The 10,931-nt window shown below is 72.0% G+C and carries 7 protein-coding genes; 1 reads left to right on the top strand and 6 read right to left on the bottom strand.

Features of this window, described 5'->3' with window-relative positions; all coding sequences use genetic code 11:
* Window positions 1-74: 74 nt before the first annotated feature.
* Window positions 75-1,034: a bifunctional riboflavin kinase/FAD synthetase gene (locus tag ACH4NX_RS27095; RefSeq protein ID WP_351400529.1), complete on the top strand. Its 960-nt coding sequence runs from the start codon at window positions 75-77 to the stop codon at window positions 1,032-1,034.
* A 171-nt stretch (window positions 1,035-1,205) separates the two neighbouring features.
* Here ACH4NX_RS27095 and ACH4NX_RS27090 read toward each other — a convergent pair whose 3' ends face one another.
* The 6 genes from ACH4NX_RS27090 to ACH4NX_RS27065 form a co-directional block, all read right to left on the bottom strand.
* The gene (locus tag ACH4NX_RS27090) at window positions 1,206-2,234 is read right to left on the bottom strand and encodes an ABC transporter ATP-binding protein (RefSeq protein ID WP_398129061.1); all 1,029 of its coding nucleotides are present in this window, start codon (window positions 2,232-2,234) and stop codon (window positions 1,206-1,208) included.
* Window positions 2,235-2,305: 71 nt separating this feature from the next.
* The gene (locus ACH4NX_RS27085; RefSeq protein WP_398129010.1) at window positions 2,306-3,343 is read right to left on the bottom strand and encodes an ABC transporter ATP-binding protein; all 1,038 of its coding nucleotides are present in this window, start codon (window positions 3,341-3,343) and stop codon (window positions 2,306-2,308) included.
* Window positions 3,340-4,290, bottom strand: a complete 951-nt coding sequence (locus ACH4NX_RS27080) for an ABC transporter permease (RefSeq protein ID WP_398129009.1) — start codon at window positions 4,288-4,290, stop codon at window positions 3,340-3,342. The genes ACH4NX_RS27085 and ACH4NX_RS27080 overlap by 4 nt, the downstream gene beginning before the upstream one ends.
* Window positions 4,287-5,375 (bottom strand): ABC transporter permease, encoded by a 1,089-nt coding sequence (locus ACH4NX_RS27075; RefSeq protein ID WP_398129008.1) that lies wholly within the window; start codon window positions 5,373-5,375, stop codon window positions 4,287-4,289. The genes ACH4NX_RS27080 and ACH4NX_RS27075 overlap by 4 nt, the downstream gene beginning before the upstream one ends.
* Window positions 5,368-7,218 carry an ABC transporter substrate-binding protein gene (locus ACH4NX_RS27070; RefSeq protein WP_398129007.1) on the bottom strand — a complete coding sequence of 617 codons (1,851 nt, stop codon included), beginning with the start codon at window positions 7,216-7,218 and terminating at the stop codon, window positions 5,368-5,370. Before ACH4NX_RS27070 ends, ACH4NX_RS27075 begins: the two co-directional genes overlap by 8 nt.
* A gap of 355 nt (window positions 7,219-7,573) precedes the next feature.
* Window positions 7,574-10,753 carry an SCO5717 family growth-regulating ATPase gene (locus ACH4NX_RS27065; protein ID WP_398129006.1) on the bottom strand — a complete coding sequence of 1,060 codons (3,180 nt, stop codon included), beginning with the start codon at window positions 10,751-10,753 and terminating at the stop codon, window positions 7,574-7,576.
* Between the last annotated feature and the right edge of the window lie 178 nt (window positions 10,754-10,931).

Genomic DNA, 10,931 nt, shown 5'->3' with positions numbered 1-10,931 from the left:
GGCGGGAGCCGGACGGCATGGCACCCTTAGACCTGCGTAAGAGGCACCACGGAAACCACCAAGGAGCAGACACAGTGCAGCGCTGGCGTGGCTTGGAGGACATCCCCGAGGACTGGGGACGCAGCGTCGTCACCATCGGCTCCTACGACGGCGTCCACCGCGGGCACCAGCTGATCATCAAGCATGCTGTGGACCGCGCCCGGGACCTGGGCGTCCCCGCCGTCGTCGTCACCTTCGACCCCCACCCCAGCGAGGTCGTCCGCCCCGGCAGCCACCCGCCGCTGCTCGCCCCGCACCATCGCCGCGCCGAACTGATGGCGGACCTGGGTGTGGACGCGGTGCTGATCCTCCCCTTCACCAAGGAGTTCTCGAAGCTGTCCGCGGCCGACTTCGTGGTCAAGGTCCTGGTCGACCGGCTGCGTGCCAGGGCGGTCGTCGAGGGCCCCAACTTCCGCTTCGGCCACAAGGCCGCCGGGAACGTCGAGTTCCTCGTCGAACAGGGCAAGGTCTACGACTTCGAGGTCGAGGTCGTGGACCTGTACGTGTCCGGTGACGCGGGCGGCGGCGCCCCGTTCTCCTCGACCCTGACCCGCCGCCTGGTCGCCGAGGGCGACGTCGCGGGCGCCGCGGAGATCCTGGGCCGCCCGCACCGCGTCGAGGGCGTCGTCGTCCGGGGCGCCCAGCGCGGCCGTGAGATGGGCTTCCCCACGGCCAACGTCGAGACCCTGCCGCACACCGCGATCCCGGCCGACGGCGTTTACGCCGGCTGGCTGCACGCCCAGGGCGAGGCGATGCCGGCCGCGATCTCCGTCGGCACCAACCCCCAGTTCGAGGGCACCGAGCGCACGGTGGAGGCGTACGCCATCGACCGCGTCGGCCTCGACCTGTACGGCCTGCACGTAGCCGTGGACTTCCTGGCCTTCGTACGCGGCCAGGCGAGGTTCGAGACGCTGGACGCGCTTCTCGAGCAGATGGCCGAGGACGTCGAGCGCTGCCGGGAACTGGTCGCGGCGGACGACGCCCGGCAGCTCTGACGCCGACGCCGACGCCGACGCCGACGCCGAGGCCGAGGCCGAGGCCGTACGGCCGTCGCACCGTGCGGACGGCCGGGAAGCGGCGGACGGGTCCTCGTCCGCCCGGGTCCGTCCGCGCCAGGGTCAGTCCGCCCGTCCGGGCCCGCCCGCGCGCCCGCGCGCCCGCCCGGGTCAGTCCGGTCGCGGCGCGGCCGCGTCTCCCCGCCCGGCCGCCGACCGCTCCGTCCGGGCCCAGTGGCAGGCGACCTGAGCCGTGTCGCCGCCGCGCAGGATCTCCAGCTCCTGGTGCCGGCACGCGTCGGCGACCCCGGCGCGTTCCGCCTCGCCACCGGCGAGGACCTGGCAGCGGACGTGGAAGCGGCAGCCGGTGGGGACGTACGAGGGATCGGGGGGCTCACCGGAGAGCACGACCGGAGTGCCGGGCGCCTCCGGCAGCACGGACAACAGAGCCTGGGTGTACGGATGCCGGGGCGCCGTCAGTACCCGCTCCGCCGCACCCGTCTCGACGATCCGGCCGAGGTACATCACCGCGACCCGGTCGGCGATGTTCCAGGCCAGCCCCAGGTCGTGGGTCACCACCAGGGCGGACAGTCCGAGCTCGGTGCGCAGCCGCAGCAGCAGCGCCAGGATCTCGCCGCGCACCGATGCGTCGAGGGAGGCCACCGGCTCGTCGGCGACGAGGAGTTCCGGTTCCAGGACCAGTGCGCCCGCGATCACGACCCGCTGGCGCTGGCCGCCGGACAGCTCGTGCGGGTAACGCAGGAAGAAGCGCTCCGGTGGCCGCAGCCCGGCACGGGACAGCGCCCCGGCGACCGCCGTCCGCTCGTCCCCCGCACGACCGTGGATGCGCAGTCCCTCGGCGACGATGTCGTACACCGTGTGCCGCGGGTTCAGTGAGCCGCTCGGGTCCTGGAGGACCAGTTGGGCCCGCCTGCGGTGTGCCTTCAGCGCGCGGCCGGAGCGGGCGAGCGGCGTGCCGTCGAAGGTGACGCGGCCCGCGCTCGGCGGGACCAGGCCGAGCAGGCAGCGGGCGAGTGTCGTCTTCCCGCAGCCCGACTCACCGACCAGCGCGACGATCTCGCCCCGCCCGATGTCGAGATCGACCCCGTCCACGGCCCGGGCGTCGGGCGCGCCGTGCCGTCCGGGGAAGGCGACCCGCAGACCCTCGACGCTCAGCAGCGAAGGCGAGGTGCCCGTCATCGGAATGCCCGTCATCGGAATGCTCCTCGTCGGAATGCCCGTCGTCGCAGTGCTCGGCAGGGGAGTGTCCGTCATGGGGTGCCGCTCCTCGCTCCCTCGTCCCGCGCCGGCGGTGTGCCGCCCGACGCCGCGCCGTGGCCGGGCGGGGTGCCGGTGCCGTCGGACCCCACGTGCACGCACGCCGCCCGCCGGCCCTCTCCCGCCTCCCGCAGCGCCTGGTCCCGGGTGGCGCAGACGTCCAGCGCGACCGGGCACCTCGGATGGAACGCGCACCCGGACGGCACCGCCGCCGGGTCCGGCGGATCACCCGGCAGCCCGCGTGGCGCGAACCGCGAAGCGGGGTCCCCGATCCTCGGGAACGCCCCCGACAGCGCCCGGCCGTACGGATGCCGGGCGTCCGCGTAGACCTGCCCCGCCGGGCCCTCCTCGACCACCCGTCCCGCGTACATCACCGCGAGCCGGTCGCAGGTGTCGGCCAGCACGGCGAGGTCGTGGCTGATCATGATCAGGCCGACGTCCTGCTCGCCCACCAGGCCCTCGATCAGCCGGAGTATCTGCGCCTGGATCATCACGTCGAGTGCCGTGGTGGGCTCGTCGGCGATGATCAGACGCGGGTCGCAGGCCAGCGCCATCGCGATCATCACACGCTGCCGCTGGCCCCCCGACAGCTCGTGCGGGTAGGTACTCGCCCGTGCCGTCGGCAGGCCCACCTGCTCCAGCAGCTCACCGGTCCGCTTCCGGGCGCCGGCCGGTGTGGCCCTGTGGTGCAGCAGGATGGGCTCGGCGATCTGGTCACCGACGCGGTGCACGGCGTTCAGGGAGTGCATCGCGCCCTGGAAGACGATCGACGCCCCCGCCCAGCGCACGGCCCGCACCCGGCCCCATTTCATGGTCAGCACGTCCTCGCCGTCCAGCAGGACCTCCCCGCGGATCCGTGCGCCGGGCGGCAGCAGCCGCAGCAGTGCCAGTGCCAGGGTGGACTTGCCGCAGCCGGACTCGCCGGCGATGCCGAGCTTCTCGCCCGCGGCGAGGCTCAGGTCGACCCCGCGCAGGGCGGCCGCACCGCCGGGGTACGTCACGTGCAGGTCGCGGACCTCGAGCAGACTCAACGCGACACCCCCAGCCTGGGATTGAGAACGGCCTCCACCGCACGCCCGCACAGGGTGAACGCCAGCGCCACCAGCGCGATCCCGACACCCGGCGGAACCAGGTACCACCAGTCGCCGGAACTCACGGACCCCGCCTCCCGCGCGTCCTGCAGCAGCCCGCCCCAGGAGACGACCGCCGGGTCCCCGAGCCCGAGGAAGGCCAGGGTCGCCTCGGCCAGGATCGAGGAGGAGATGATCAGGGTCGTCTGGGCGAGGACGAGCGGCATGACGTTGGGCAGCACGTGCCTGGACATGATGTGCCAGTGCCCGCCCCCGAGCGCCTTGGCGCGTTCGATGTACGGCCGTGACTCCACCGCCAGCGTCTGCGCGCGTACCAGACGGGCCGTCGTGGGCCAGGTGGTCACGCCGATCGCCAGCACGATCGTGCCGAGCGAACGGGACAGGACCGTCGCCAGCACGATGGCGAGCACCAGCGTCGGCATCACCAGGAACCAGTCCGTGATCCGCATCATCACCGTGGCGTACCAGCCTCGGAAGTGTCCGGCCGTGATCCCGATGAGCGCCCCGATCGTCACCGACAGCGCGGCCGCGAGCAGCCCGACGAGCAGCGAGACGCGAGAGCCCCAGATCAGCAGTCCCAGCAGGTTCCGTCCGAACTGGTCGGTGCCCAGCGGGAACCGGCCGCTCGGGCTCTCCAGCGGCTGTCCCGGCGCGTTGGTCACACTCTCCACGTCCGACCCGACGGTGAGCGGCGCGGTCAGCGCGACGAGCACGAACAACAGCAGCGCCGCCAGCCCGAACATGCCCGCGCGGTGCCTGCGGTACTCCTTCCAGAAGCGCGCGACGGAGGCCCGGCGCCGCCGCCGGGCGAGTGCGCGTGGGCCGGGCGTCGCGGATTCCGCGGACGACTCGGGGCTCCCAGAATGGTCGGTGGTCTCGGCGGTCATCGGCCCACCCTCGGATCGAACAGGGGATACAGCAGGTCCGCCAGGGTGTTCATCAGGATCACCGCGGCGGCGAAGACGAAGAACAGCCCCTGCACCAGCGGAAGATCGGGCACGCTGAGCGCCTGGTAGAAGAGCCCGCCGAGCCCCGGCCAGGAGAAGACCGTCTCGACGAGGATGACTCCCGCCACCGTCCGCCCCAGGTTGACGAAGATCAGCGTGACGGTCGGCAGCAGCGCGTTGGGCACCGCGTGCCGGCGCCGTACGAGATCGTCCCTGAGGCCCTTGGCCCGCGCCGTCGTCAGATAGTCGCCGCCCATCTCGTCCAGCAACGCCGACCGTGTGACCAGCAGCGTCTGTCCGTACTCCACGGCGACCAGGGTCACCACCGGGAGCACGAGGTGGTGGGCGACGTCGATGACGTGGGCGAGGCCCTCCTCCCTGCCCGACTCCATGCCCCCGGTGGGGAACAGACCCGGAACGGGATCCACGCCGACCGACAGGACGATGATGAGCAGCAGCCCCAGCCAGAAGGACGGGATGGAGTAGAGCGTCAGCGCCAGACCGGTGTGGAGACGGTCGCCGAGCCTGCCGTGCCGCCATGCCGAGCGGGTGCCGAGGAAGACGCCCAGCGCGGTGTAGAGCACGAACGCCGTGCCGGTGAGCAGCAGGGTGTTGGGCAGCGCCTCGGAGATCTTGTCGACGACCGGCGCGCGGAACTGGTACGACGTGCCCAGGTCCCCGGTGAGGGCCTTGCCGCAGTAGTCCGTGAACTGCTGCCACAGCGGCAGGTCCAGTCCGAACTCCCGCCGGTAGACGGCGATCTGCTCGGCCGAGACCGGACGGCGGCCCGTCATGAACTTCACCGGGTCACCGGGGATCATCCGGAAGAGGAAGAAGCTGGTGACGAGGACGGCGAGCAGGGAGACGGCCGCTCCGGCCAGCTTGCCCGCCACGTACCGCGGATACGCGCCGACGGCCGGCCGTCGGGGCGGCCAGGACGGCCGCCCCTTGCCCGCGGAGCCTTGCCCCGCACCCGCGCCCGGCCCCGCACCCGCGCCCGTGCCCGCGGTCGTCGGCCTACTCACGGTCGTCCGCCGTCGCCCGGCGGCGGACCAGGAAGAGCACCCCGAGTCCGACGAGGACGACGGCGCCCGCGGCGATCCCGATCACGGCACCGGTCGACGACGAACCACCGGATGAGTCACCGGATCCGGCGGGGACCGCCGACCACCAGCTCCAGTAACCGTCCTGCCCGTAGATGTTGCCCGCCGCCGACGGCATGGTCGTGATCGACTCGATCTGGTCCGTACGGTAGGCCTCGACCGCGTTCGGATAGGCCATGACGTTCATGTACCCCAGGTCGTACAGCCTCGACTGCATCTGCTTGACGAGGTCCGCCCGCTTGGCGGGGTCGTACTCGGCCAGCTGCCGGGCGTACAGCTCGTCGTACGTCTTGTCGCAGATGAAGTTGTCGGTGGCTCCCGTGTCCTTCGGCGTGGCCGGGAGCGCGTCGCAGGTGTGGATGGAGAGCACGAAGTCCGGGTCGGGGTTGACGGACCAGCCGTCGAAGGCCAGGTCGTACTCGCCGGCCAGCCACGGATCGGTCACGTTGTCCAGGCAGTTGAGGGTGGTCGAGATCCCCAGCTCACCCCACCACTCCTCCAGGTACTTGCCGATCGCCTTGTCGTTCGGGTCGGTGGCGTGGCACAGGACGCGGTAGTTCAGCGGCTTGCCGTCCTTGCCCAGGCGCTCGCCGTCGGCGTTCGTCCGGTAGCCCGCCTCGTCGAGCAGCCGGGCCGCCCCGGCGGGGTCGTACGCCAGCTCCTGGCCGGCCGACGGCTCGAAGAAGTACTGCGGGAAGCGCGGCGGGATGTAGCCCTTCCCCTGGACCGCGTGGCCCTGGAACACCTTGTCGACGATCGCCTCGCGGTCCACCGCCATGAACAGCGCGTGCCGCACCCGCTGGTCCAGCAGGGAGGCGTGGCCGTCACCGAACCTCGTGCCGTCCTTCGCCCGTGCGCCGGGGTTGGTGGCGAGGGCGTAGAAACGGCGGCCGGGCGCGTCGTTGACGTGGACGTGCTCCTCGTCCTGGAGGGAGTCGGACTGGGCGGGCGTCAGCGACGGCGACCCGGACACGAACGACACCTCGCCCTTGCGCAGGGCCGCCACGGCGGCGTCCTGGTCCTTGTAGTAACGGAAGACCAGCTCGTCGAACTTGGGTGCGCCTCGCCAGAAGTCCTTGTTGGCCTTCAACCGCACATAGCTGTCCGGCTTGTAGTCCGTGAGGACGAAGGGCCCGTTTCCGACGACCGGGAAGTCCTTGTCGTTGTTGAACTTCGAGAGGTCGCCGACCTTCTCCCAGACGTGTCTGGGCACGATCGGCACGTCCAGCGCGGTCATCGTGGCCTGCGGCTTCTTCAGCCGGATCACCAGCTGGGTCGGGCTGGGCGCGGTGACCTCCGCGAAGTTGGTGACGAAGCTCCCGTTGGCGGTGGCGGCGCCGTCGTCGGTCATCATCTTGTTGAACGTCCAGGCCGCGTCCTCGGCGGTCGCCTGCTGCCCGTCCGACCACTTGGAGTCGGAGCGGATCGTGTACGTCCAGGTCAGCTTGTCCGGTGACGACTTCCACTCGGTGGCGAGACCCGGGACGGCGTGGTTGTCCTCGGGGTCGTAGTTGGTCAGGTACTCGTACGTCAGCCGGTGGATGCTCGTGCTGAGGAGCCGTACCGCCAGGAAGGGGCTGAGCGAGTCGACGCTCTGTGCCACGGCGACGGTGAGCACCTTGTCGTCCTCGGCGGCCGAGACCGCCGGGGTGGCGGCCATCCCCGATGCGAGAAGCACGGCGGTGGCGCCCGCGGCGGTGAGCAGCCGGAACCTCCTCGAGCGGGTGCCGGTACGTCCACTGCCGTGCTGATCGTGTGCGCTCATGGCTACCTGACCTCGCGTCATCGCACGCGGGATGCCGTAGGCCCCCACGTGAGGCGGGCTTGAACAGATGTGAACAGGCTGGAGCGATCCGTGAAGTGCTTGAGCGGGCCTGGCCGGGTGGCGCAGGCGGAGTGAAGTGTGTGTCTACCAGCGGCAGTCTGCGCGCGTCAACGGTGCGTCAAACCCCATTTGGCCTGCGAAAACGAGGAGTTGGCGACAGAGTCACTCTCATTGGCGCAGACCACTGGCGCCTCCCTGGTGAGAGCCTGACGGCCCAGCCCCACCAGTTCTGCCTGCGCACGTGCGAAGGCCCGCGCCGTCCGGTGACGACGCGGGCCCTTACGCGGTGGCGGTCCTACTGCTGCTGCGGCGGAGGCGATTGCCCGGGCTGCTGCTGCCCCGGCTGTGGATACCCGTAACCGGGCTGGGCATAGGGCTGCCCGGGCTGCGGGTACGGCTGTCCGGGCTGCGGGGGGTACGGCTGTCCCGGCTGGGGCTGCGCGGGCTGCGCCGGCTGGGCGAACTGACCCGGCTGACCCGGCCCGCCGGGCGGGCCCGGCATGGGCTGGTGTCCGGGCATGGGCTGTCCGGGGCCGGGCTGTCCGGGCATCGGCTGGCCGCCCGGGTAACCCTGTCCCTGTCCCTGGGCCTGTCCCTGGGCCTGGCCCGGCAGTGGCGGCGCGGCAACCGGCGGCGGGTTGCCGTTGGACGTCCACAGGCCGTGCGACTGCTGGTGGCGGACGAAGTCCTCCGCGACCATCGCGGAGAGGTTGAAGTACGCCTCCCGCACCTTCGGCCGCATCATGTCGAGGTCGACCTCCGCACCGGCGGCCAGGTGCTCGTCGAACGGCACCACGACGACGCCCCGGCACCGCGTCTGGAAGTGGCCGACGATGTCGTCGACCTTGATCATCTTGCCGGTCTCGCGGACCCCCGAGATGACGGTGATGGACCGCGAGACAAGGTCGGCGTACCCGTGGGCGGACAGCCAGTCCAGCGTCGTACTGGCACTGCTCGCCCCGTCCACGGACGGCGTCGAGATGATGATCAACTGGTCGGCGAGGTCGAGCACGCCGCGCATGGCGCTGTAGAGCAGGCCGGTACCCGAGTCGGTGAGGATGATCGGGTACTGCTTGCCCAGCACGTCGATCGCGCGCCGGTAGTCCTCGTCGTTGAAGGTCGTGGACACGGCCGGGTCCACGTCGTTGGCGATGATCTCCAGCCCGGACGAGGCCTGGGAGGTGAACCGCCGGATGTCCATGTACGAATTGAGGTGCGGGATCGCCTGGACGAGGTCGCGGATGGTGGCACCCGTCTCCCGGCGCACCCGGCGGCCGAGCGTGCCGGCGTCCGGGTTGGCGTCGATCGCGAGGATCTTGTCCTGTCGCTCGGTGGCGAGCGTGGAGCCGAGCGCGGTGGTGGTGGTCGTCTTGCCGACGCCGCCCTTGAGGCTGATCACGGCGATGCGGTAGCAGGACAGCACCGGGGTGCGGATCAACTCCAGCTTCCGCTGCCGCTCGGCCTCCTCCTTCTTGCCGCCCAGCTTGAACCGCGAACCGCCGACGCTCGGGCGGCTGCTCTTCGCCTTCTGCTTCTTGTTGTTGAGCAGCCGGTCGGACGACAGCTCCACGGCCGCGGTGTAACCGAGCGGCGCGGCGCCCGGGTTGGTGGGCTGACGCTGGTCGTGCTGTACGGGCTGCGGCCAGGCGGCACCGAGTCGTGGATCGGCGGGCTGCTGCGGCGCGGGAGCCTGACCCTGCTGGTATTGCTGGAACTGTTCCGGCTGACCGTGCTGACCGTGCTGACCGTGCTGACCGGGTTGCATCGGCTGCGGCGCGTGAGGCGTCTGCTGCGGCTGCTGGGCAGAGGGAAGCGGCGGAGCCTGGGCGTCGCCCTGCGGGTACGCCTGGTGCGGTACGCCGGGATAAGGCTGCTGCTGCTGCTCCGGCGGCTGCCCCTGCGGCGTGGTTGCCTGCGGAAAGCCGTACCCACCGGGCTGAACCGGGGGCTGGGGGTGGGGAGTCGGCGCACCAGGCTGCGGAAACCCGAAACCGGCGGCCGCGTCGGCCTCGGGAGCGGGGACGGGAGCGCCCCCCGGCTGCTGCGGCTGCTGGGCGACTGGAGGCTGCGGTGCCGCCGGAGGGAAGGCGCCCGATGGGGGGAAGCCGTAGCCGGGCGGCGGACCGGGCTGCGCGGGCGCCTGGCTCGGCGGCATCGGCGCGGCGGCCGGCGGGTTCCACGCGGCGGGCGCCGGTTGCGGAGCCTGCGGCTGGAAAGGAGGCTGCTGGGCCGGTACCCCTGGCTGCTCAGGAGTGGTGGCCGCCGGCTGCGGCTGCGCGGGCCACTGATGCGCCGGCGCGGGCGCGACGGGAGGGTACGACGGAGGCAGCGGCGGCACTCCGCCCTGGACCGCAGGCGGCACGTCGGCCGGAACGGCGCCCCCGGGCACGGCGTCCTGGAGGTCGGGCACCGCGTCCTCGGGCTCGGGCGTGGTCACCGGAGCGGCCGAAGCGACCGGCTCCGGCTCACCCTCCTGAACGGAAGGGGAAGGGCCGAACTCGTCAACGGCGTTGTCCACAGCGCCGGAAAGGCCGTCGGACACATCGGAGCCGACGCTGTCGTCCGCCGACCGGGGCCCGTCGTCCGCGACGGGCGCGGCGTCCTCGCCCGCCGCGCTGTCCTGCTCGCGGGCTTCGGCGAGTTCGGAACCACCGGCAGGTTCCGGGGCATCGGCGCGCTCGGGTTCGACATCGTCACCCGCCACAGCGAACGCCTCGCCCGGCGTGACCTCACCGGCGTCGGCGGAAGCGATGGCGGCGTTTTCCTCAGTGACGGCCTCGGGTCCGTCGGCCACGGGCTCCGGCCGCGCGTCCTGCCCGGCGTCGTCCGCGGCGGTACGCTCGGCGATCTCCCGCTTCAGGGCGGCCGAGGAGAACCGCATGGTGGCGCCGCTCTCCAGGTCACCGTTGTCCGGCTCCGGCTCCTGGGCGGGCGGGGGAGCGGGGGCCTGGAGCTGGAACCCACCGGCCGGAAACGACGGTGCGGCCGCGGGAGGGACCGGATCCGCGGCGGGCGCCGGCGCGTCCGGTTCGGGCAGCCCCTGCGACTCCGGCTCGGATTCGGCCTCCGGCCGCCCCTGCGTCTGCTGAGGCTCGAAGCCACTCCCGACCGGCAGCCGGGGCACCCCGGCGGAGGGCGTGGACGGCGTGAACGGCGCGCCCGGGCCGGGCGGGGGCGGCGGTGAGAACGGCGCATCCGGACCATCCTGCGGCGGAGGCGGCGTGAACGCGCCACCCGAGGCGAGCGGCGGGGGAGTCGGCCCGGGTACCGGTGACACCGGCCCCGGCTCCTGCCCCGCACCGCTCGACGCGTTCTGGGTGTACCAGGCGGGCGGCGCGTAATCGATGGTGAACTCGCCCGTCGCCTCAACTGCGGACTCCGCGTCGGGTTGGTCATCGCCGGGTGTAGCCCAGCCCCCGCGGATCCCGTCCCGATCGCTGCTCACAGTTCCTCCTGGTTGGTCGAGCACCCTCATGCCGTGCTGGGGCGACCGTTCTGACCGTCAGATGTTGTCCAAAGTCAAACGAGATCGTCCGATCCACGGTCTTCCCCGCAGGACGCCGACGCCCACTCCACGGGTTCTGACGTCGTGCCCGAGACCAGCCTAATCACGAGCGACCCGACCCCGTCATGCCCCGTACCCCTGTCCACTC

This window comes from Streptomyces sp. NPDC017225, assembly GCF_044331465.1.
Lineage (GTDB): Bacteria > Actinomycetota > Actinomycetes > Streptomycetales > Streptomycetaceae > Streptomyces.
The sequence above is the reverse complement of the archived record's forward strand: the minus strand, read 5'-3'. Positions and strand labels throughout refer to the sequence as shown.

What these genes read in the sequence shown, in the direction of transcription:
- ACH4NX_RS27090 (WP_398129061.1), bottom strand. Translation starts at nt 2,234, where the DNA reads ATGACGGGCACCTCGCCTTCGCTGCTGAGCGTCGAGGGTCTGCGGGTC.
- ACH4NX_RS27080 (WP_398129009.1), bottom strand. Translation starts at nt 4,290, where the DNA reads ATGACCGCCGAGACCACCGACCATTCTGGGAGCCCCGAGTCGTCCGCG.
- ACH4NX_RS27070 (WP_398129007.1), bottom strand. Translation starts at nt 7,218, where the DNA reads ATGAGCGCACACGATCAGCACGGCAGTGGACGTACCGGCACCCGCTCG.
- ACH4NX_RS27065 (WP_398129006.1), bottom strand. Translation starts at nt 10,753, where the DNA reads ATGAGGGTGCTCGACCAACCAGGAGGAACTGTGAGCAGCGATCGGGAC.